Origin of the sequence: Janthinobacterium sp. NKUCC08_JDC (assembly GCF_019345575.1) — a bacterium.
Lineage (GTDB): Bacteria > Pseudomonadota > Gammaproteobacteria > Burkholderiales > Burkholderiaceae_D > Janthinobacterium > Janthinobacterium aestuarii.
This window is the reverse complement of record NZ_JAHKQW010000007.1, coordinates 215,835-237,132: the sequence shown is the minus strand read 5'-3', so window position 1 is coordinate 237,132 and position 21,298 is coordinate 215,835. Positions and strand designations below refer to the sequence as shown.

Below are 21,298 nucleotides of genomic sequence, written 5' to 3'. Positions count from 1 at the left end.
AATGCAACCACTCAATCCTGGAGAATGCCCGTGGCCAAGCGCAAGAGCCTGAAAACCGACCCCTGTCCCGTGGCGCGCGCGCTCGACGTGATCGGCGAGCGCTGGTCGCTGCTGATCGTGCGCGACGCCTTCGACGGCATGCGCCGCTTTGGCGAATTCCAGAAAAGCCTGGGCGTGGCGAAGAACATTCTGGCCGACCGCCTGCACACCCTGGTGGAAGAGGGCATCTTTACGATTGCGCCCGCCTCGGACGGCACGGCTTACCAGGAGTACGTGCTCACGCAAAAGGGGCTGGCGCTGTTTCCCGTCGTCGTCGGTTTGCGGCAGTGGAGCGAGGCGCAATTGTTTGAAGCGGGCGAGGCGCATTCGACCTTGCTGCAACGCGATACGCACGCGCCCGTGCGCAGGATGGATGTGCTGGCGCCGGACGGCCGCGTGTTGCAGGCGGGCGACACGGTCGTGCACAAGGTGGAGCAGAAAATGGAACCTGAGGCATGAAGCGCGTGGCCGTGCTGGGCGCAGGCATCACGGGTGTGACGACGGCGTATGCGCTGGCCAGGCGGGGCGTGCACGTGACCCTGATCGAACGCCACCGTTATGCTGCCATGGAAACCTCGTATGCGAACGGTGGACAATTGTCGGCCTCGCACGCGGAAGTGTGGAACCACAAGGCAACGATACTAAATGCCCTGAAATGGATGGCGCGGCGCGATGCGCCCTTGCTGCTTCATCCCTGGCCCAGCTGGCACAAGCTGAGCTGGTTTGCCGAGTTTCTCGCCGCCATGCCGGCCTACGAGCGCAACACCATCGCCACGGCCCGCATGGCGATCGCCGCGCGCGAACATCTGTTTGCGTGGGCGCAAGCAGAAAACATCGACTTCGATCACCGCCGCGCCGGCATCCTGCACGTCTACCGTGACAAGGCCAGCTTCGAGCGGGCGGCCGGCGTCTCGCGTTTGCTGGCGCAGGGCGGCTTGCAGCGGCGCGCCGTCACGCCGCAGGAAATGCGCGCCGTCGAACCGGCTTTGCAGGGCGACTTCTACGGCGGCTACTACACGGACAGCGATTCCACGGGCGACATCCACAAATTCACGAGCGGCCTGGCCGACGCCTGCGTGCGCCTGGGCGTGGCGTGCCGCTATGGTGAGGAAGTCACGGCGCTGGCGCGCGAGCACGGCAGGGTGCGCGTCAGCATAGGCGAGGACAGCACTGTGTTCGATGCCGTCGTCATTTGCGCCGGCACGGCCAGCCGCGCCATGGCGGCCATGCTGGGCGACCATGTCAACGTGTATCCCGTGAAAGGCTATTCGATTACCGTGCAATTGGATGACGCCGCCAGCCGCGCGGCGGCGCCGAAGGTCAGCCTGCTCGACGACGCGACCAAGCTGGTCAGCAGCCGCCTCGGCGAAGACCGGCTCAGGGTGGCGGGCACGGCGGAATTCAACGGCGTTAACCACGACATCCGCGCCGACCGCATCCGCCCGCTGCTGCAATGGGTGGAGCAGTGCTTTCCTGGCGTGAATACGCGCAAGGTCGTGCCCTGGGCCGGCTTGCGTCCCATGCTGCCCGACATGCTGCCCAAAGTGGGGCCGGGCAAGGCGCCGGGCGTGTACTACAACACGGGTCACGGCCACCTGGGCTGGACCCTGGCGGCCGCCACGGCGGAGATGGTAGCCGCGATGATTGGTGCTGGCTAGTTCTTCGGCAGCAAGTCGCTGAGCGCGGCGCGCCCCTTGACGGTGAGGAAGGGGCCGACTTTGCTGTAGGGCAGCAGGAAGTCGTTTTCGCAGCCGCTGCCGTTCGGGTCTTGCCAGAACGATACGCCTTCCGGTTTCAATGACAGGTGGAAGCGGCCGCGGCCGTCGTAATCCGTGCCCTTGCATTCGGCGTCGATTTTCACATCCTTGAACAGAGCTTGGCGCAGGCGATCCGGCAATTCGGCCTTGTCGTCGCCATCGCTGGCGCTGGCGCCAAACCAGTTCCACACGTCCGTTTCCTGGCCCGTTTTCACGTCCCAGGTGCGGAACTTGATGGAGATGCCGCTGGCGCCATAGCCGGCCGCCCAGCGGTAGAACTTGACCGTCACCCAGCGCGGCGACCAGTAGGTGGGATCCGCATACACTTCGTCTTCCGTCGTGAAACCGTTGCGGCCCAGGTATTCGCGGCGCGTGGCATAGAAGTCTTCCAGGTCCTTCTTGTTCTTCGCCAGCACGGTGCGCAGCTGTGCATTGATTCTCGCCACGCCATCGCCGGGCGCCATCAGTTCCACGGTGATGGTGTCGCCCACTTGTAGGTTGCGGTATTGCTTGCCTTCAAAGGTAAGGGGTTTACTTACCTTGGTGCCCGGAAAATCTTCCAGCGCCAGGTTGTAGGCATCGCTGGCGCACGATGGATGGTCGTGGTCGCCCGCCGCTTCCAGCAGGCTCAAGGCCAGGGGCAGGCGCTTGCCGCTTTTCGGGTCCGTCCAGGTACCGACGAGTTTTCCGCCTTGCGGCGCGTTCAGCGACCACGTGCCCGTCGTATTACCCTTGGCGTCGAGTTCCTGCCACAGGGTCTTGCCGTTCGGTTTGGCCAGCATGATCGGCGTCTTGTAGCGCGTGTAGTAATAGCTGCCGCTGCGGTCCGCGCCTTGCGTGGTGCTGGGTTGGTTGAAGCAGGCGACGATATTGGCCTTGCCCACAGTGCCCTGCCACACCCCTTGCACGGGCGCATCGCCAGCCATGGCGGCATTCAGGGCGGGCAGGGTCAGGCAAGCAAACAGAAAGCGGCGCATCGGTTAATCCTCTCGTGGGCGAAGGCCGATTCTACATGGCCGCGCCCACGAGATGCCACACCTGAACCTATGCGCCGGGGCGCTCCTGCGCCACGACAGCCATCGCAGCGCCCAGGTACTGCAGCATGGCTGCGTCGACGAAGCTGCCCTCCATCAGACGCGGTTCCTGCTGGTGCGCCTGGCGGAACTTCAGCTGCGTGGCCGGGTCCGTGCCCGCGTAGGAGCGGAACAGTTCCAGCCACTGGCGCGCCAGCTGCAGCACGGCCGGATCGGTGGGCGGCGTGCGCGCATCGATGGCGGCGCGCACGGCGGCGATCAGGGCTGGCCACTCGCCCGAACGCTTGCCGTAGTTGGCCACCAGGTGCGCGTATTCGTGCTCGTCGAGGAAGGGTTTGTACAGCGCCATGCGCGAGGCATTGAAAGCGGCGAGGATGAACTGCATCACGTCCGCGTCGATGCTGGTCGTCGTCTGCATCGATGGTTCCTGCGCATGCATGTCGTTCAGGCGCGCGAACAGGCCCGGATGGGCGCCCGTGTCGCGCACCAGTTTGACCATCCATTCCGTGGCCAGCGCCTGCGCTTGCGCATCGCCGGGGCCCGCGCCCGTGTCCTTGGCGGCGCGCACTCTCATTACCAGTGCTTTCCATTCCTGTTCCACGGCCGCATCGGACAGCAGCGGCAGTTGTTGCAGTTCTTCGTGACTAAAGTATTTGTCGTACATGGTCATCAACTCCATAGTGGTGAGCCACTCGGCCAGTTCCGGCGCCTGCCCCTGCGTCAGTTGCGTTTGCAGGGTGCGCAGGCGTTCACGCAAGGTGGAAGCCTGTGCGATCTGGCGCTCCAGCATGGCGATTTGCCGCGCCACGATGGAGGAGAGCGGCAGCTCCGGGCCGGCGAGGGCGTTGGCGATATCGGCCAGCGACAACCCGAACTTGCGCAGCGCCATGATCCGGTGCAGCCGGTCCATGTCGCCGTGCTGGTACAGGCGGTAGCCAGCTTGCGTGCGCGCCGAAGGCGAGAGCAGGCCGATGCTGTCGTAGTGGTGCAGGGTGCGGATGGTCAGGCCCGTGAGCCTGGCCAGTTCACCGATTTTCAACAGCATCGTCTTCTCCTTGTCTTCAGTGCGTGCCGCCACGATGGCGCCTGACGTAACGTCAGGGTCAAGCAGGAATGTAGCAGAGGCCTCGAAAAAACCCGCAAAAGAATCCGTTGACCTTCATTTTTTTGTACGGTATATTTATAAAACCGAACGACAGCTACAGCAAAACAAACGGGTTCGGGCCAGGCGGTATGACGGATTAATCGTTGTGCGGCGCAGCAAGACGCGCCATTGGCAGGGCTGGAAAGACAATCCGCACAGACGGATTTTTTTCACAGTTGGTTTGTACGTTAAATATAATATGCCACCGGCAAGATCCGGGCGGCGAGAGAGACGACCATGATGAAAAGTATCGTTTGCGATACGCCCGGCAGTTTGCGCATGGAACAGCGCCCCGTGCCCGTGCCCGGCGAGGGTGAAGTGCTGCTGCGCATACGCCGCGTCGGCATCTGCGGCACCGACATGCATATCTTCCGCGGCACCCAGCCTTTCCTCAGCTACCCGCGCGTGATGGGCCATGAATTGTCCGGCCATATCGACAGCGTGCCAGCCGGCTCGCGCCTGGCCGTGGGCGACCAGGTCTACGTGATGCCCTACCTGTCGTGCGGTACCTGCGTGGCCTGCCGCCAGGGCAAGACCAACTGCTGCACCCGCATCGAAGTGCTGGGCGTGCACCGCGACGGCGGCATGACGGAATACCTGGCGCTGCCCGAGCGCTTCGTCTTCAAGACGGAAGGCATCTCGCTCGACGACGCGGCCATGATCGAATTTCTCGCCATCGGCGCGCACGCCGTCAAGCGCGGCGCGGTCGATGCCGGCAAGCGCGTGCTGGTGGTGGGCGCCGGCCCGATCGGCATGGCCGTGATGCTGTTCGCGTCCTTGAAAGGCGCCGACGTCACGGTGCTCGACGGCCGCGCCGACCGTTTGCAGTTCTGCCGCGACGCGCTTGGTGTCACCCGCACGGTGCAGCTGGGCGACGGCGACAAGGAGCAGCTGTCCGATGCCACAGGCGGTGAATTCTTCGACGTGGTGTTTGACGCCACCGGCAATATCGCCGCCATGGAGCGGGGCCTGGACTTTGTCGCCCATGGCGGCTCCTATGTGCTGGTATCCATCGTGCGCGACCGCCTGTCCTTTTCCGACCCGGAATTCCACAAGCGTGAAACGACCCTGCTGGGCAGCCGCAACGCCACCGTCGACGATTTCGAGGAAGTGGTGGCGGCCATGAAGGCGGGGAAAGTCCCTACCGCGCTGCTCAATACCCACCGCACCACGCTCGACGAATTTACGGGCGTGCTCGATCGCTGGATGCAGCCCGAGGCGGGTGTCATCAAGGCCATCGTCGAGGTCTGAGATGAGCGATCTCAACCCTATACTGCAATTTGGCACCAGCCGCTTCCTGCAGGCGCACGCCGACCTGTTCGTCAGCGAAGCGGCGAAGACAGGCGAGGCGCTGGGCCATATCACCATCGTGCAAACCACCGGCAGCGCGCAGGGCGCGGCGCGGGTGGCGGCGTTTCGCCAGGCCGGCGGCTATCCGGTACGCATCCGTGGCTGGCAGGACGGCGCGCAAGTCGATGAAGAGCGCCGCGCCGACGCCGTCACGCAGGCGTGGCAGGCGGGCAGCGACTGGCGGCAGGTGCGCGATGCAGCCGTGGCCGCACGCGTGATCATCTCGAATACGGGCGACACGGGCTACCAGCTCGATGACGGCGACCACGCCGGCATGCTCGATGGCGTTACTGTTCCCGCCAGCTTTCCCGCCAAGCTGCTGGTGCTGCTGCATGACCGCTTCCTGGCCGGCGCCACGCCCATCTCGATTTTTCCGTGCGAACTGGTGGCCGACAACGGTCATGTACTGCGCCAGGTGATCGTGACATTGGCGCAGCAGTGGCGCTGCGATGCCGCGTTCATCGGGTATCTGCAAACGGGCTGCCTGTGGATCAATTCCCTCGTCGACCGCATCGTTTCCGAACCGATTGAACCGATAGGCGCGGTGGCCGAACCCTATGCACTGTGGGCCATCGAGGCGCAGGAAGACATGCTGCTGCCGTGCCGCCACCCGCAGCTGGTGGTGACGGACAGCCTGCGCGAGTATGAGCAGCGCAAGCTGTTCCTGCTCAACCTCGGTCACACTTATCTGGCGCAGCTGTGGATGGAACGGGGCAGCCCGGCCGGCATGACGGTGCGCGAGGCGATGGACGATGGCGCCATGCGCGCCGCGCTGGAAGCCCTATGGCACGAGGAAGTGCTGCCCGTGTTTGCCGCCATGGGCGCGCGGCACGGCGACGCCGCGCTGGCCTATGTGGCGCAGGTCAGGGAACGCTTCGGCAATCCCTTCCTCGCGCACCGCCTGGCCGACATCGCCCAGCACCACGCCGGCAAGATCGAGCGGCGCATGGCGCCCGTGGCGGCGCTGGCGCGGCAGCTGTGTCCCGCCCTGGCGCAGCCGCGCCTGCGCGCCATGCTGGCGCCGGGAGCGCAGCCATGAACGCCCCGCTCAGCGCAGTTGTTTCTTTTCTGGCATGCCGATCCAATCCGATATCGACTAAAATGGCCCACTCATCCACTTTCCCTTTCGCTGGCATAGCGCGTTCATTCATCCATGTCCAAACCCGCCACCGTCTTCAAGCGCAGTACCAATCTGCTGTTGCAATTTCTCGCCGAGAATGTCGCAGTGGGCGAGATGCTGCCGACGGAGCAGTTCCTGACCACGATCTGCCAGGGCAGCCGCACGGCGATCCGCAGCGCGATCGCGTATCTGTCGACGCGGCGCCTGATCGCCAGCCCGGCGGACCGGCGCCTGCTGCGCAAACCCATACCGGGCGACTACTTCGATATCTCCGAATTGCAGTCGGGGGCCGAGCGCATCCAGCAGGTGCTGATGGAACGCGTGTACCAGCGCGACATGCCGCCCGGTGCGGAATTCTCGGAAGCGGAGCTGGCGCGCGAGGCGGGCGCCAGTACCGTCAGCGTGCGCGAATTCCTGATCGGTTTCTCGCGCTTCGGCCTGATCGAAAAGAAACCGCGCGGCGGCTGGCGCCTGTGCGCGTTCGACCGCTCGTTCGCCACGGAACTGGCGGACATGCGGCGCATGTTCGAGATGGCGGCCGTGGAGCAGTTTGCGCACCTGCCGCATGGCGATCCGGCGTATGCGGAACTGGCGCGGCTGATCAAGCAGCACGAGAAGCTGGCGGCCAGGATCGACACGCGCCACAACGCGTTTCCGGCGCTGGACCGCGAGTTCCACACCTTCCTGATCGGCCTGTTGAACAACCGCTTCGCGCAGGGCTTCTACGATATCGTCTCGTTCGTGTTTCACTATCACTACCAGTGGGACAAGGGCGAGGAAAAGGGCCGCAACAAATACGCGGTGCAGGAGCACCTGGCGATCCTGCACGCGCTGGCGGAGCACGACATACCGAAGGCGCTCGAGTGCATGCGTTCGCACCTCGATTCCTCGCGCAGCACCATGCTGTCGTCGATCGGCACGCGGGAAAAACTGAGCCAGCCGGCCGCCTAGCCGTCTTTGCCGGGGAGGGTGCGCCATGAGCCTCGCTTCCCAGCCTAGCAGCCTGCTGCTGATGTCGCCCGAGGATAACTGCCTGATCGCCAGGACAGCCTTGGCCAGCGGCGACGTCGTCGCCATCGACGGCGTGCCCGTCACCCTGGCGCAAAATATCCACATCGGCCACAAGGTGGCGCGCCGCGCGCTGGCCGTCGGCGACAAGGTGCTGCGCTACGGCGCCCTGATCGGCAGCATCACGGCCCCCGTCGCCATCGGCGAACATATCCACACGCACAACCTGGCAAGCGATTACATCCCCACGTTTACCCTGGGCCAGGACGGCCACCATTTCCTGGACAAGGACGACCAAGCATGAACGCTCCCGTAACGACACCCGCCCTGTCGGGCTACCTGCGTGCCGATGGCCGCAAGGGCATCCGCAATATCGTGGTGGTGGCCTATATGGTCGAATGTGCGCACCATGTGGCGCGCCTGATGGTCAACGCTTTTCCCGGCCAGCCCGTGCACCTGATCGGCTTTACGGGCTGCTTCCCGAACGAATACGCGGACCAGGTGATGCGCCGTTTGCTGACGCACCCGAACGTGGGCGCCGTGCTGCTGGTTTCCCTGGGCTGCGAAGGCTTCAACAAATATGGCCTCTCCAGCGCCGTGGCCGACAGCGACCGCCCCGTGCACACGATCACGATCCAGGAAAACAGCGGCACGCGCCCCAGCGTGAGCAGCGGTGTCGAGTGGATCGGCTGGGCGCTGGAACACCTGGCGCGGCAGGAGCGCGTGCCGATGGGGATCGATGAACTGGTCGTCGCTACCATCTGCGGCGGCTCCGACAGCACCAGCGGCATCAGCGCCAACCCGGCCGTCGGCGTCGCGTTCGACACCCTGATCGCGGCCGGCAGCCCCTGCATCTTCGAAGAAACGGGCGAACTGGTGGGCTGCGAATACCATATGCAGCGGCGCGCCGTGAGTCCTGACCTGGGCAACGCCATCGTCGAAACCGTAGCCAAGGCGGCCCGCTACTACACCATCATGGGCCATGGCAGCTTCTCGCCGGGGAACGCCGATGGCGGCCTGACCACGCAGGAAGAAAAGTCGCTGGGCGCCTACGCCAAGAGCGGTTCTTCACCCATCGTCGGCATTTTGAAGCCGGGCGACCAGCCGGCCGGCGGCGGCCTGTACCTGCTCGACGTGGTGCCGGACGGCGAGCCGCGCTTCGGCTTCCCGAATGTGTCGGACAACGCGGAAATCGTCGAACTCATTTCCTGTGGCGCCCACATCACCTTGTTTACCACGGGCCGCGGTTCCGTCGTCGGTTCGGCGATCTCGCCCGTCATCAAGGTGTGCGCCAATCCGCAAACCTTCGAGCGCCTGGCCGACGACATGGATATCAACGCTGGCAAGATCCTCACGGGCGAAGCCAGCCTCGAAGAAGTGGGCGCGGAGATCGTCGCCGCCGTGCTGAACGTCGCCAACGGAGAACTGAGCCGCTCGGAAGACCTGGGCCACCAGGAATTCGTGCTGACCTATAAACAATTCGATGCGGTGGGGCCAGGCTGTTTCCCATTGCGCGCCGCTTGAGGGCCGGATTCATGGATGTCACACAATTGCATACCTTGCTGCGCGGGGGCCTGTCGCTGCCCTGCATCGGCATGGGCTGCGCGCCGATAGGCGGCTTGTACCAGCCCGTCAGCGGCGCGCAGGCGCGCATCACGCTCGATGGCGCGTGGGATGCCGGCGTGCGCTTCTTCGACACGGCGCCGTTCTATGGCTATACCCAGTCCGAACGCCGCGTGGGCGCGGCGCTGCGCGAGCGGCCCCGCCATGAATTTGTGATCAGCACCAAGGTGGGCCGTCTGATGCGACCCGACGCCTCCGTGCGCCCCGGCGACGACGGCTTTGCCGCGCCGCTGCCGTTCCGTCCCCATTACGACTATACGTATGACGGCGTGCTGCGTTCGCACGACGACAGCCTGCAGCGGCTGGGGCTCGACCGGATAGATATCCTGTTCGTGCACGATATCGGCAAGGCCACGCATGGCGAACTCGATCAGCAATACTGGCGCCAGCTGACGGCCGGTGGCGGTTTTCGCGCCCTCGATGAACTGCGCGCCAGCGGCCAGGTGAAGGCCGTGGGCCTCGGTGTCAACGAGTGCGAGATCGTCCTGCGCGCGATGGCGGAATTTGACCTCGATTGCACCTTGCTGGCCGGCCGCTACACCTTGCTGGAACAGGCGTCGCTGTCGCCGTTGCTGGACGCCTGCGTGGAGCGCGGCAACGCCATCGTGATCGGCGGCCCGTTCAACTCGGGCGTGCTGGCCGGGAACGGCAAATTCAACTACGCCGATGCGCCGGCCGCGATACTCAAGCGCGTGGCGCGCCTGGACGCCGTCTGCCGTGAATTCGGCGTGCCGCTGCAGGCTGCGGCACTGCAGTTTCCGCTTGCCCATCCTGCCGTCGCTTCCTGCATCCCGGGCGGCCAGGACCTGGCGCAGCTGCGGCAAAACCTGGACTGGTTTGCCACACCGCTGCCCGACGCCCTGTGGCTGGCGCTGCGGGACGCGGACTTGATCGATGCGCGCGCGCCGCTGCCTGCGGGAGTGGCCGCATGATGCGCATCGACGCCCACCAGCACTTCTGGCAGCTGGCCGCGCGTGCCGGCAGCTGGCCGCCGCCATCGCTGGCCGCCATCCACCGCGATTTTGCGCCGGCCGACCTGGCGCCGCTGCTGGCCGCGCACGGCATCGCCGGCACGGTGCTGGTGCAGTCGCTGCCGACGGCTGCCGATACCGATTACTTGCTGGCGCTGGCGGCAAAGACCAGCTTCATTCGCGCCGTCGTGGGCTGGACCGATTTGCTGGCACCTGACGCAGCGGCGGTGATTGCTCGCCTGGCATCGTACGGCAAGCTCAAAGGCTTGCGCCCCATGCTGCAGGATATCGATGACGATCAGTGGATCGCCAATCCCGCGCTGGCGCCGGCCCTGGCCGCCATGGTGGAACAGGGCTTGCGGCTGGACGCGCTGGTGCTGCCGCGCCACTTGCCCGCGCTGCTGCATTGCGCCCGTGCTTATCCGCAGTTGGCCATCGTGATCGACCATGCGGCCAAGCCGCCGATCGCCGATGCCGGCTTCGGCGCCTGGCGTGAAGACATGGCGTTGCTGGCCGCGCTGCCGAACGTGCACTGCAAGCTGTCCGGACTGGTGACGGAAGCGCGGCCCGGCTGGAACGTGGACGACCTGCGCCCTTATGCCGCACATGTGCTGGACGTGTTCGGCCCCCGGCGCGTGATCTGGGGCAGCGACTGGCCTGTGGTCGACCTGGCCGGCGGCTATGCGGCGTGGCTGGCCGCCAGCGAGGCGCTGCTGGCGCATTTGGGGCAAGAGGACAGGGACGATATTTTCGGACGCAATGCGTGCCGGTTTTATGGTTTTGAATGAGGTGGCGGGCGTGTCTACGAATCACCGCGATGCCAACTGTAGGTTGGCTTAGCCGGTACGGCGTAAGCCAACAAAGGAGTCGTAATGCAAAGAATGGGCATGGTCATCGGCATCGCGCCGGAGCGCATCGTTGAATACAAAACCCTGCACGCCGCCGTCTGGCCGCAGGTGCTGGCCAGACTGGCTGCCGCGCATGTCGGCAATTATTCGATCTTCCTGCGCGAGCCGGAAAACCTGCTGTTCGGCTACTGGGAATACCACGGCGAGGATTTTGAGGCCGACATGGCGACGATTGCCGCCGACCCGGAAACGCAGCGCTGGTGGACCTTTTGCGCACCGTGCCAGGAGCCGCTGGCTTCGCGTGCCGAGGGCGAGCACTGGGCGATGATGGAACAGGTATTCCACGTCAGTTAGCAAAAATCCGGGGTCAGACCCGCCGGGCCTGACCCCAGCCGTTAAGGTGTTGGGTTAAAAAATAAAAGGAGACAACATGACCGCCAGACTACAAGGCAAAATCGCCCTGCTCACCGCCGCCGGCCAGGGCATCGGCCGCGCCACGGCCGAAGCGTTCGTGCGCGAAGGCGCCACCGTGATCGCCACCGATATCAACCAGGCCCAGCTCGACGCGCTGAAGGAAGCGACGGGCTGCACCATCCGCCGGCTCGACGTGACCGATGGCGCGGCGATCACCGCGCTGGCCGACGAGATCGGCCCCGTTGACATCCTGTTCAACTGCGCCGGCTTCGTCGACGGCGGCACCATCCTCGACTGCGACGATGCGGCCTGGGACCGTTCCTTCGACATCAACGCGCGCTCCATGTACCGGTTGATGCGCGCCGTGCTGCCCGGCATGCTGGCCAGGGGCGCCGGCTCCATCGTCAATATGTCGTCCGTGGCGTCGAGCGTGAAGGGCGCGCCGAACCGCTTTATCTATGGCACCTCGAAGGCGGCCGTGGTGGGCATGACGAAATCGGTAGCGGCGGACTTTGTCACGCGCGGCATCCGCTGCAATGCGATCTGTCCCGGCACCATCGAGTCGCCGTCGCTGAAGGAACGCATTGCGGCGCAGGCGGCAGCGACGGGCGTGAGCATCGATGAAGTGCAGGCTGCGTTTGTCGCCCGCCAGCCGATGGGCAGAGTGGGCAGGGCAGAAGAAATCGCCGCGCTGGCCGTCTACCTGGCTTCCGACGAATCCGCCTTTACCACCGGCATGGTCCACGTCATCGACGGCGGCTGGTCCAATTAATTACAACAACGAGAGACACACATGAAACTGATGCGATATGGCGCCAAGGGCGCTGAAAAACCTGCACTGATCGATGCCGATGGCGTCGTGCGCGACCTGTCCGGCGTGCTGTCCGATATCACGGGCGCGACCCTGGGCAAGGATGGCCTGGCGACTTTGGCCGCCCTCGATATCGCCAGCCTGCCGGTGGTGGCGAATCCTGGCCGCATCGCGCCGCCTTGGAAGGGCGTGGGCAAGTTTTTGTGCGTGGGCCTGAACTATGCCGACCATGCGGCCGAATCGGGCATGGCCGTGCCGGCTGAACCGGTGCTGTTCATGAAAGCCACCAGCGCCATCATCGGCGCCAACGATGCCGTGGTGATGCCGCAGGACTCGAAGAAAAGCGACTGGGAAGTGGAGCTGGGCGTGGTGATCGGCACCACCGCGCGCTATGTGAGCGAAGCCGATGCGCTGTCGCACGTGGCCGGCTATTGCGTGGTGAACGATTTGTCCGAACGCGAGTACCAATTGGAGCGCGGCGGCCAGTGGGACAAGGGCAAGGGCTGCGATACCTTCGGCCCGATCGGTCCCTGGATGGTCACAAGCGACGAAGTGGCGGACCCGCAAAACCTGGGCCTGTGGCTGGAAGTGAACGGCAAGCGCGTCCAGGACGGCAATACCAGAACGATGGTCTTCGGCGTGGCCAATCTGGTCAGCTACATCAGCCGCTTCATGACCTTGTACCCGGGCGACATCATCAGCACCGGCACGCCGCCGGGCGTGGGCATGGGCCAGAAGCCGTCGGCCGTGTATCTGAAGCCGGGCGACACCATGCGCCTGGGGATCAGCGGACTTGGTGAACAGCGACAGACCGTGCATGCGTGGAATCCGGAACTGATCGACAGTTAAACGAGTAGCAGACCGGCGTGCCGCCAAGATGCTCAGACATCGGCGCGCCGGCCTATGACAGTGGAGTGGAGGAGACACACCATGAATGAATCCGAAGAGATACTGGCCCTGAACAAGGTCAGCAAGCGCTTTCCCGGCGTGCTGGCGCTCGATAACGTCAGTTTCAGCCTGCGCAAGGGCGAAGCGCATGCGCTGTGCGGCGAAAACGGCGCCGGCAAGTCCACCCTGATGAAGGTGATGAGCGGCGTGTACCAGGCCGACGAGGGAGAACTGGTCTACAAGGGCAAGGTGTGCAGTTTTTCCTGCAGCGTGGATGCGGAGGCGGCTGGCATTGCCATCATCCACCAGGAGCTGAACCTGATCCCGCACCTGAGCGTGGCCGAGAATATTTTTCTCGCGCGCGAACCCGTGCGCGGCATCTTCATCGACCGCAAGAAGATGCGTGCCGATGCGCAGGCGCTGCTGGACCGGTTGAAGCTGCGCATCGACCCGCGCCAGCTGGTGAAAAACCTGTCCTGTGCGCAGCAGCAGATGGTGGAAATCGCCAAGGCGCTGTCGCTCAATACGGAAGTGCTGATCATGGACGAGCCCACGTCGTCGTTGACGGAAAGCGAGACGGGCCAGCTGTTCGACATCATCAATGAACTCAAGCGCAACGGCGTGAGCGTGGTCTACATCTCGCACCGGCTCGAGGAGATGCAGCACATTATCGACAGGGTGACGGTGCTGCGCGACGGTAAATTCGTCTGCACCGACGATTTTGCCGCCACCAGCCTGGACGCCATCGTGGCGAAGATGGTGGGCCGCACCCTCGATGAAAAATTTCCCGACCGCGTCTCGACGCCGACGGCTGAAGTGCTGCTGCGCGTGACCGATTTGCACCGCAAGGATGTCTTCGGTCCGCTGAGCTTCGACTTGCGGCGCGGCGAGATACTCGGCTTTTCCGGCCTGATGGGGGCAGGGCGCACGGAAGTGGCGCGCGCCATCTTCGGCGCCGATCCGCTCACCAGCGGCGCGATCCACCTGGGCGACGTGGCGGTCACGATCGACAGTCCCATCGACGCCATCGGCCACGGCATCGCCTACCTGTCGGAAGACCGCAAGAGCCACGGCCTGGCGATCCGCATGTCGGTGGCGGCCAATCTCACCTTGACGAATGTGTCGGGGCTGGCGAACCGCTTCGGCTTCATCGATTTTGCCAGGGAAGAGGCGGTGGCGCAGCAGTACATCGCGGCGCTGGGCATCAAGACGCCAACCTCGAAACAGATCGCGCGCAACCTCTCGGGCGGCAACCAGCAAAAGATCGTCATCAGCAAATGGCTGTACCGCGAATCGAAAATCATCTTCTTCGACGAACCCACGCGCGGCATCGACGTGGGCGCCAAGTTCGCCATCTACCAGCTGCTCGACAAGCTGGCGTCGGAAGGCATCGGCGTGGTGCTGATCACGTCCGAGCTGCCCGAGATCATGGGCATGACGGACCGGGTGGCCGTGTTCCATGAAGGACGCATCAGCGGCATCGTCAACACGCGCGAGTCGTCGCAGGAAGAGATCATGCATCTCGCATCGGGCCGCCAGGCAGCAATGCATTAACATCAGAAAGCCACAAGAAAATGAACAAAGAACTGATCCAAAAATTCGCCGCGCTGGGCAGCCTGTCGCTGTTGCTGCTCGTGTTTTCGCTGACCAGCAACGCCTTTTTCTCCGTCAGCAACGGCATGAGCGTGGCCTTGCAAGTGACGTCGATCGCCTACCTGGGCATCGCCGCCACCTGCGTCATCATCACGGGCGGCATCGACTTGAGTTCCGGCTCCGTGCTGGCGCTGGCCGGCGTGGCCGCCGCGCTGCTGGTGAAAAGCGGCGTGCCCGTACCGGTCGCCATGCTGGGCGGCGTCGTGGTGGGCGCCATGTGCGGCGCCGTCAACGGTTTCTGCATCACGCAACTGAAGCTGCCGCCCTTCATCGCCACCCTGGGCATGATGCTGATCGCACGCGGCCTGGCGCTGCAGGTGACGGGGGCGCGCGCCATTTCCGGCCTGGGCGAGTCGTTCGGCGAACTCGGTAACGGCGTGCTGTGGCGCATCGAGCGCGACACGGGCGGCACCTTTCCCGAAGTCGTGTTTCCCGGCATTCCGTATCCGGTGGTGCTGATGGTGGTGATCGCCGTGGCCGTCTCCATCATGCTCAGCCGCACCACCTTTGGCCGGCATATCTATGCCGTCGGCTCGAATGCGGAAGCGGCGCGCCTGTCCGGCGTGAAGGTGGGCCGCGTGACCCTGCTCGTGTACACCCTGTCCGGCGCCTTGTCCGGCCTGACGGGCTGCGTCCTGATGTCGCGCCTGGTGACGGCGCAGCCGAACGAGGGCGTGATGTACGAACTCGATGCGATCGCCAGCGCCGTGATCGGCGGCGCCTCGTTGATCGGCGGCATCGGCACCATTTCCGGCACCGTCATCGGTTCCTTCGTCATCGGCATCCTGCGCAACGGCTTGAACATGAACGGGGTATCGAGCTTTATCCAGCAAATCATTATCGGACTGGTCATCTTGCTGACCGTCTGGATCGATCAGAAGCGCAACCGCGCCTGAAGCAGCAAGCAGCACACATGAAGTCAATCCACCAAATCTATAATTATTAAATGAGGACGACAATGAAAACCATCAAAGCCATGTCGCTGGGTCTGTTGACCGCAGCATTTGCCCTGAGCTCCAGCGCCGCCTTCGCCGCCCCGGGCGAGATCGCCGTGATCGTCAAGACAACCAATTCCAACTACTGGCAGAACGTCAAGAAGGGCGCCACGGCCAGCGCGGCAGATGCCAAGGGCTACAGCCTGACCTTCCAGGGACCGGCTTCGGAATCGGCGATTGCCGACCAGGTCAGCATGGTGGAAAACGCCGTCACGCGCAAGGTGGCCGGCATCGTGCTGGCCGCGTCGGACCCGGACGCGCTGGTACCGGCGCTGAAGAAGGCGTGGGAAGCGAAGATTCCCGTCGTGCTGATCGACTCGCTGGTGGCCGACAGCGGCAAGCGCTATTACCAGTCCTTCCTGTCGACCGACAATGAAGCGGCCGGCGAGCAAAGCGCCAAGGCTCTCATTTCGCAGGTCGGCAAGACAGGCAAGATCGCCGTGATGTCGTACGTGGCGGGCGCTGGTTCCGAGACGGGCAGGGTGGGCGGCTTCAAGCGCTATATCGAAAAGAACTCGCAGCTGCAGATCGTCGGCACGTATTACTCGCAGTCGCAGATGGCCACGGCGCTGAACCAGACGACCGACGTGCTGGCCTCGAATCCGGACTTGAAGGGCATCTTCGGCGCCAATGAGCCGACGGCCGTGGGCATGGGCCGCGCCATCGCGCAGGCGGGCAAGGCAGGCAAGGTGATCGCCGTGGGCTTCGACGGCAATGAAGACCTGAAAAATTTCGTCAAGGACGGCACCCTGTATGCGACCGCCGTGCAGGGTTCGTACTCGATGGGCGCGCTGGGCGTGAAAACCCTCGTCAGCCTGATCGAAGGCAAGAAGGTCGCACCGTTCGTCAACACGGGCGTGGTGATCGTCACCAAGGCCAATGTGGAACTGCCGGAAGCGAAGAACGTTTTGTATTGAGTTCCATATTGCGTATCAGCTGATCGTCAGGCGCTGCTTCAATTCAATGAGCAGCGTGCCGGTCTTGGTGGTCAGCTGGCGCGCCAGCGGCCACGCGAGGGACAGCGGCAAGCCTGGCGTGGCGCAGGCCGGCAGGACTTCGACGATGGCGCCGCTGGCCAGGTGCTCGTGCACGAGCCAGGTCGCCTGCTGCGCGATGCCCAGGCCCGCCAGCACGGCGGCCGTCTGCGCTTCGGCGTCCCCCACCGTCAGGCGCGGACTGACCGTCCGCCGTTCCACCCCGTCTTCGCCGGCAAACAGCCATGGCGCCGCCGTGCCATCGCCCCGGCCGTAGGCGATGCAATCGTGGCCATCGAGATCCGCGATGGCGAGCGGCGTGCCGCGCCGCGCCAGGTAGGCGGGGGCCGCGCAAAAGATCAGGCGCTCTTCGCCCAAGGGCATCTGCCCCAGCGTTGGCGGCCAGCTGCCCGGCGCGCCGATGCGCACGGCGATATCGATGCGCTCTTCGAACAGGTCGGCAAAGCGGTCGCTGAAGGCAATCGACGGCTGCAGCTTCGGATACTTTTCGCACAGATCAATCAGCGCCGGCATCACGCGCATGCGGCCATACGACGCGGGCACGCCGATGCGCACCTTGCCTGCCAGTTCCCCATCCTGCTCGGCCAGCACGTTTTCCGCCTCGACCAGTTCCTGCAGCACGCGCTTGCAGGTGGCGTAATAGGCATGCCCCGCGCTGCTCAACTGCAAACGCCGCGTGCTGCGCTCGAACAATATCACGCCCAGGCGGGCTTCCAGGCGCGCCACGCTCTTGCTCACGGCCGAGCTGCTCAGGTGCAGTCTCTCGGCCGCCCTGGTGAAACTGCCGGCATCGGCGGTGGCAAGAAAAGGCGCGATGCCTTTCAAGTGTTCGGACATGATTGCAGAATATTTTTCATGAATAAGGTGAAATACTATCGCGGATAAGAATTTCTGTCCGCTATATCATGGCTTTTTACACAGGCATGGGAGTACGCATGAACAAGCACGGATTGATTATCGGCGCCAGCGGCGTTATCGGCAGCAATCTGGCCACGCACTTGCTGGCGCAGGGCTGGCAGGTGACGGGCGTCTCGCGTGGCCGCACGCCGGTTCCCGCCGGTTGCGCATGCCTGCCGCTCGATGTCACGGATGGCGCGGCGGTCAGCGCCGCCCTGGCGGGCCTGGACGCCAGCCACGTCTTTTTCACGGCCTGGGCGCGCCAGGCCAACGAGCAGGAAAACATCCGCGTCAATGGCGCCATGGTCGCCAATGTGCTGGCTGCGCTGGGACCCGCCGGCCACTTGCGCCATGCGGCGCTGGTCACTGGCCTCAAGCACTACCTGGGACCGTTCGACGCCTATGGCAAGGGCAGCGTGCCCGTCACGCCGTTCCGCGAAGAGCAGGGCCGGCAGGCGGTCGAGAATTTTTACTATGAGCAGGAAGACCGGCTGTTCGACGCGGCCGCGCGGTATGGTTTTACGTGGAGCGTGCACCGCCCGCACACCATCATCGGCTACGCGCTGGGCAATGCCATGAACATGGGCCTGACCCTGGCCGTGTATGCGAATCTGTGCAAGGCCGGCGGCCAGCCCTTCGTCTTTCCCGGTTCGCCCGCGCAATGGCACGGCTTGTCCGACATGACGGACGCGGGGCAGATCGCACGCCACCTGGCATGGGCGGCCGACAGTCCCGCCGCGCGCAACGAAGACTTCAATATCGTCAATGGCGACGTGTTCCGCTGGAAGTGGCTGTGGCCGCGCCTGGCCGCTTATTTCGGCGTCGAGGCGGCCGATCTGCCCGAGGCGATGGCGCCGCTGGCCGACCGCATGCAGGACGCCCCCGAACAGTGGCGCGCCATCGCCGAGCAGCACGGCCTGGTGGAGGCTGATGTCAGCCGCCTAGCTTCCTGGTGGCATACGGATGCGGACCTGGGCCGACCGATGGAAGTGATGACGGACATGGGCAAAAGCCGCAAGGCGGGCTTCCTTGATTACCAGAATACGCAGGATGCCTTCTTCAATCTGTTCGACAAGCTGAAGGCGGAGGGCGTCATTCCTCGCTGACCCGGTCGCGGCCAAGCATGTTGTCGGCTTACGCCGTTCCGGCTAAGCCGACCTACCGGGCCATTGTGGTAAGCCGACATCCCCACATGCTATTCGGGCTAGCGCCGCTCTTGCGCCCGCTGCCATTCCAGGCCCGGGCGGTCGACGCGGAACTGCAGCAGCCGTCCCTGCACCACTTCCGTCACGTAGGCCGTGCGGCCATCGGGGCCGCCGAAGGTGATGTTGCTGGGCTTGGCGCCGGGTACGCTGATTTCGCGCAGGATGCGCCCTTGCGGCGACAATTTGACCACTGTGCCCTTGCCGTAGCGCGTTACGTACAGGTTGCCGTCGACGTCCACGCGCATGCCGTCCATGCCGAAATCGTCGAACTTGATCAGCAATCGCTTGCCGCTCAGGCTGCCGTCCGCGGCGATGTCGTACATCCAGATATTGCGCTGCACGCTTTCATTCACATACAAGATCTTGCCGTCGGGGCTGACCTCGATGCCGTTGGCCGTGCCCATGGTGTCGAGCGCCAGGGTCACCGTGCCGTCGGTCGCGATGCGCCACACGCGGCCCGTGTTTTCCTTCCAGTTCGGGTCGCTCGCATACAGCACGTCATCGGCCGTGATGGCGATGTCGTTCGGCTGCGTCATGCGCGGCTCGCGCGCGTGGATGGTGAGCGCGCGCGTGGCCGGGTCGACCACGTAGATCGTGTGTTCCATGTAGTCGGCCAAATACATCTGCCCGCGGCTGCCGAAGCGGATGCCGTTGGCGATGCTGGTGCCGGGCAGCGTCAGGTACACCTCGCCGGCGCCGCCGGGGCTGACCTTGCCAATGGTTTGCTGGCGCGCAAAGTTGACGGCATAGATATTGCCGTCCGCATCCACGGCCGGGCCTTCGATGCCTTTTGTAAAGGAGTGCGCGGGCGTGAGGGTGGTGGCGAGGAACAGCGCCTCGTGTGCGGGCTGGCTGGCGCAGGCGGACAGGCTGGCCAGCGCGGCGGCCATTACGGCCGTGCGCAGCGACGGCAGGGCATATCGGGATTGGTGCATCGGTGTTCTCTGTATGGCAAAGGTGGCGTATGTTACCCGACGCGCGCCAGCCGGGGCGCCTGGCTAGGCCGCCACGACGACGAGGTCGGGAAAGTCGTCCTGCCAGCCGTCCCATTCATCTTGCAGATGGGCGTGCATGCCGGCGCGCTCTTGCGCCTGATCGAAGGTGTCCGCGCTAGCCAGCAGAAAATGGGCGATGGCGCGCAGGGTGGCCGGGTCGGCGTGGATGGTCACGTCGGAGCAGCGTTTGGGACGTTCTGCGGCCTCGTCTTGCAGATAGCAGTGCAGCGATAAATGTGTACTCATGGGTGTCAGTTGTTGATATAGGCGCCCAGCATGGTGTGTGCGTTCAGTGCGGCGCGGGCCGCTTCCAATTCCCCTGGCTGCAGGTACCAGAAGATCCAGTCGGCATGCTCTTCGCAGCGGCCATACGCCTGCATTGCGTCGCGCAGGGCTTGTCGGCGCTCGGGCGGCAGCGCATCCAGTCGGGCTTGCGTAAAACCATTGATGGGATATACATCGCGCAGGTGCGAGTCTTGCAGTCCGCGCCGCTTGATGGCGGCCCAGTTATTTGCGGGGCAAGGAATGCCAAAGGTCATCGGATGGGCCTCGTCGAGCTGCCGGTAGCCGAGTGCGTAGCCGGTGCCATAGCCCTGCGTTTCAGCGTAGCAGTACATATACTCGCAATGCTCGAACAGACCGGGTATGGCCCGCGCAGCGTCGAACAACGGCGCCAGCGCAAGCTTGCTGGCGCGTATGGCCAGCACGAACAACGAGCCCGATGAATACACGACAAGCGCGTCGCAGTTGGTGGTCTCGTCGGCTTCGTCGGGCGGCACGATGCGCGGTGAAAACAGCTCGATGCTGTCGGTCTCTGGCGCAAACAGCATCTTCTCGTAATTTCGCTGTGAGAATTTGACGACCTTGCCGCGCTTGTTGCCATAGCGCTCGACGGGTTCGCCGATGTGTGCGAACCAGGCAAACAGCTGCGCGCTTGCCGCGGCGGCGATGAAGGGGCTATCTTTCTTGAATTCGCCTACCAGGAAGTGATATTGATCCATGTGTCGTCAGAGTAAATGGGCAACGCGCATGATGCCATGCGCGGCCCCCCTGTGCCTAGCGCGCACGCGAGGAATGGTGCTGGCCATGGATGCATGGTGGCGGTGCCGCGCGGGCGAGGTGGAAAAAGATGCGCGACAGGACAGCGCAATGGCCGGGTTGAGGCGTATGATGGAAATACGGATGTGGTTGCCGCAAGGCAGTGCGACCGGCGCCGGCCGTACCTCTTGCAGGTTTTTTTCGTGGTTTTGGCAGTAGTGACAACGAGGAGACATCATGGACAAACCCGAATTCATCCTGGCCGCCAAGGCCATGGAAACGCTGGAAATGTATCAAACGTTTTATGGCCACTCCAGCGAATACCAGGCGCACCAGCAGGAAGTGCTGAAACTGCTGCGCCACAAGGGCGCCTCCTTGCTCGTTTCCGAGCATGGCCCGGCGAAATTCCTGCTGGCCTTTGCCGATGCGCTGGAAGCGGCCAGCTTGCCGGGGGAATATGTGCCGCTCAGCCGCAGGTAGGGCGAGCCCGTCCCGGCAGGGGATGCAAATATC

23 protein-coding genes are annotated in these 21,298 nt (G+C 64.3%); 17 read left to right on the top strand and 6 right to left on the bottom strand.

Annotated elements, in window-relative coordinates; genetic code table 11:
- Positions 1-30 precede the first annotated feature (30 nt).
- Both KO538_RS18535 and KO538_RS18530 read left to right on the top strand, forming a co-directional pair.
- Entirely contained in the window at positions 31-498 is a 468-nt protein-coding gene (locus tag KO538_RS18535) for a helix-turn-helix domain-containing protein (RefSeq protein WP_072454540.1), read from the top strand.
- Positions 495-1,697, top strand: coding sequence for a D-amino acid dehydrogenase (locus tag KO538_RS18530; RefSeq protein WP_219329262.1), 1,203 nt, complete (start codon positions 495-497; stop codon positions 1,695-1,697). Before KO538_RS18535 ends, KO538_RS18530 begins: the two co-directional genes overlap by 4 nt.
- On the opposite strand, the gene KO538_RS18525 is transcribed toward KO538_RS18530, so the two are convergent.
- On the bottom strand, positions 1,694-2,773 hold the full coding sequence (locus KO538_RS18525) for a hypothetical protein (protein ID WP_219329261.1): 1,080 nt from the start codon (positions 2,771-2,773) through the stop codon (positions 1,694-1,696). The genes KO538_RS18530 and KO538_RS18525 overlap by 4 nt on opposite strands.
- A gap of 67 nt (positions 2,774-2,840) precedes the next feature.
- Complete coding sequence (locus KO538_RS18520) at positions 2,841-3,875, bottom strand: MerR family transcriptional regulator (protein WP_219329283.1); 1,035 nt, start codon at positions 3,873-3,875, stop codon at positions 2,841-2,843.
- Between the two features lie 339 nt (positions 3,876-4,214).
- Here KO538_RS18520 and KO538_RS18515 point away from each other — a divergent pair, with 339 nt between their 5' ends.
- The 13 genes from KO538_RS18515 to KO538_RS18455 all read left to right on the top strand — a co-directional run bounded on the left by KO538_RS18515 (position 4,215) and on the right by KO538_RS18455 (position 16,572).
- Complete coding sequence (locus KO538_RS18515) at positions 4,215-5,225, top strand: zinc-binding alcohol dehydrogenase family protein (protein ID WP_219329282.1); 1,011 nt, start codon at positions 4,215-4,217, stop codon at positions 5,223-5,225.
- 1 nt (position 5,226) lies between these two features.
- Positions 5,227-6,363 (top strand): mannitol dehydrogenase family protein, encoded by a 1,137-nt coding sequence (locus tag KO538_RS18510; protein ID WP_219329260.1) that lies wholly within the window; start codon positions 5,227-5,229, stop codon positions 6,361-6,363.
- A gap of 114 nt (positions 6,364-6,477) precedes the next feature.
- Positions 6,478-7,395: a GntR family transcriptional regulator gene (locus KO538_RS18505; RefSeq protein ID WP_034759665.1), complete on the top strand. Its 918-nt coding sequence runs from the start codon at positions 6,478-6,480 to the stop codon at positions 7,393-7,395.
- Positions 7,396-7,420: 25 nt separating this feature from the next.
- Positions 7,421-7,756 carry a UxaA family hydrolase gene (locus KO538_RS18500; RefSeq protein ID WP_072454408.1) on the top strand — a complete coding sequence of 112 codons (336 nt, stop codon included), beginning with the start codon at positions 7,421-7,423 and terminating at the stop codon, positions 7,754-7,756.
- Complete coding sequence (locus KO538_RS18495) at positions 7,753-8,976, top strand: UxaA family hydrolase (RefSeq protein WP_219329259.1); 1,224 nt, start codon at positions 7,753-7,755, stop codon at positions 8,974-8,976. The genes KO538_RS18500 and KO538_RS18495 overlap by 4 nt, the downstream gene beginning before the upstream one ends.
- Positions 8,977-8,987: 11 nt before the next feature.
- Complete coding sequence (locus KO538_RS18490) at positions 8,988-10,007, top strand: aldo/keto reductase (RefSeq protein WP_219329258.1); 1,020 nt, start codon at positions 8,988-8,990, stop codon at positions 10,005-10,007.
- Positions 10,004-10,834: an amidohydrolase gene (locus tag KO538_RS18485; protein WP_219329257.1), complete on the top strand. Its 831-nt coding sequence runs from the start codon at positions 10,004-10,006 to the stop codon at positions 10,832-10,834. The genes KO538_RS18490 and KO538_RS18485 overlap by 4 nt, the downstream gene beginning before the upstream one ends.
- A gap of 84 nt (positions 10,835-10,918) precedes the next feature.
- Positions 10,919-11,248 carry an L-rhamnose mutarotase gene (locus KO538_RS18480; protein ID WP_070303988.1) on the top strand — a complete coding sequence of 110 codons (330 nt, stop codon included), beginning with the start codon at positions 10,919-10,921 and terminating at the stop codon, positions 11,246-11,248.
- A gap of 76 nt (positions 11,249-11,324) precedes the next feature.
- Positions 11,325-12,080 (top strand): SDR family oxidoreductase, encoded by a 756-nt coding sequence (locus tag KO538_RS18475; RefSeq protein ID WP_070303987.1) that lies wholly within the window; start codon positions 11,325-11,327, stop codon positions 12,078-12,080.
- A gap of 21 nt (positions 12,081-12,101) precedes the next feature.
- A complete protein-coding gene (locus tag KO538_RS18470; RefSeq protein ID WP_070303986.1) occupies positions 12,102-12,968 on the top strand; it encodes a fumarylacetoacetate hydrolase family protein in 867 nt (288 codons plus the stop codon).
- Positions 12,969-13,022: 54 nt separating this feature from the next.
- Entirely contained in the window at positions 13,023-14,561 is a 1,539-nt protein-coding gene (locus KO538_RS18465) for a sugar ABC transporter ATP-binding protein (RefSeq protein ID WP_070303985.1), read from the top strand.
- Positions 14,562-14,581: 20 nt separating this feature from the next.
- The gene (locus tag KO538_RS18460; protein ID WP_034759656.1) at positions 14,582-15,556 is read left to right on the top strand and encodes an ABC transporter permease; all 975 of its coding nucleotides are present in this window, start codon (positions 14,582-14,584) and stop codon (positions 15,554-15,556) included.
- 80 nt (positions 15,557-15,636) lie between these two features.
- Positions 15,637-16,572, top strand: a complete 936-nt coding sequence (locus KO538_RS18455) for an ABC transporter substrate-binding protein (RefSeq protein ID WP_070304000.1) — start codon at positions 15,637-15,639, stop codon at positions 16,570-16,572.
- A 15-nt stretch (positions 16,573-16,587) separates the two neighbouring features.
- On the opposite strand, the gene KO538_RS18450 is transcribed toward KO538_RS18455, so the two are convergent.
- Positions 16,588-17,487 (bottom strand): LysR family transcriptional regulator, encoded by a 900-nt coding sequence (locus KO538_RS18450; protein WP_219329256.1) that lies wholly within the window; start codon positions 17,485-17,487, stop codon positions 16,588-16,590.
- A gap of 98 nt (positions 17,488-17,585) precedes the next feature.
- On the opposite strand from KO538_RS18450, the gene KO538_RS18445 reads away from it, so the two are divergent.
- The gene (locus tag KO538_RS18445; protein ID WP_219329255.1) at positions 17,586-18,653 is read left to right on the top strand and encodes an SDR family oxidoreductase; all 1,068 of its coding nucleotides are present in this window, start codon (positions 17,586-17,588) and stop codon (positions 18,651-18,653) included.
- A gap of 98 nt (positions 18,654-18,751) precedes the next feature.
- Here the strand turns inward: KO538_RS18445 and KO538_RS18440 are convergent, their stop codons facing one another.
- The 3 genes from KO538_RS18440 to KO538_RS18430 all read right to left on the bottom strand — a co-directional run bounded on the left by KO538_RS18440 (position 18,752) and on the right by KO538_RS18430 (position 20,748).
- Complete coding sequence (locus tag KO538_RS18440) at positions 18,752-19,687, bottom strand: SMP-30/gluconolactonase/LRE family protein (protein WP_200969139.1); 936 nt, start codon at positions 19,685-19,687, stop codon at positions 18,752-18,754.
- 63 nt (positions 19,688-19,750) lie between these two features.
- Positions 19,751-19,993: a hypothetical protein gene (locus KO538_RS18435; protein ID WP_072454415.1), complete on the bottom strand. Its 243-nt coding sequence runs from the start codon at positions 19,991-19,993 to the stop codon at positions 19,751-19,753.
- A 5-nt stretch (positions 19,994-19,998) separates the two neighbouring features.
- On the bottom strand, positions 19,999-20,748 hold the full coding sequence (locus KO538_RS18430; RefSeq protein ID WP_034759643.1) for a hypothetical protein: 750 nt from the start codon (positions 20,746-20,748) through the stop codon (positions 19,999-20,001).
- A gap of 274 nt (positions 20,749-21,022) precedes the next feature.
- On the opposite strand from KO538_RS18430, the gene KO538_RS18425 reads away from it, so the two are divergent.
- The gene (locus KO538_RS18425; RefSeq protein WP_070303981.1) at positions 21,023-21,265 is read left to right on the top strand and encodes a hypothetical protein; all 243 of its coding nucleotides are present in this window, start codon (positions 21,023-21,025) and stop codon (positions 21,263-21,265) included.
- The last annotated feature ends 33 nt before the right edge of the window (positions 21,266-21,298 follow it).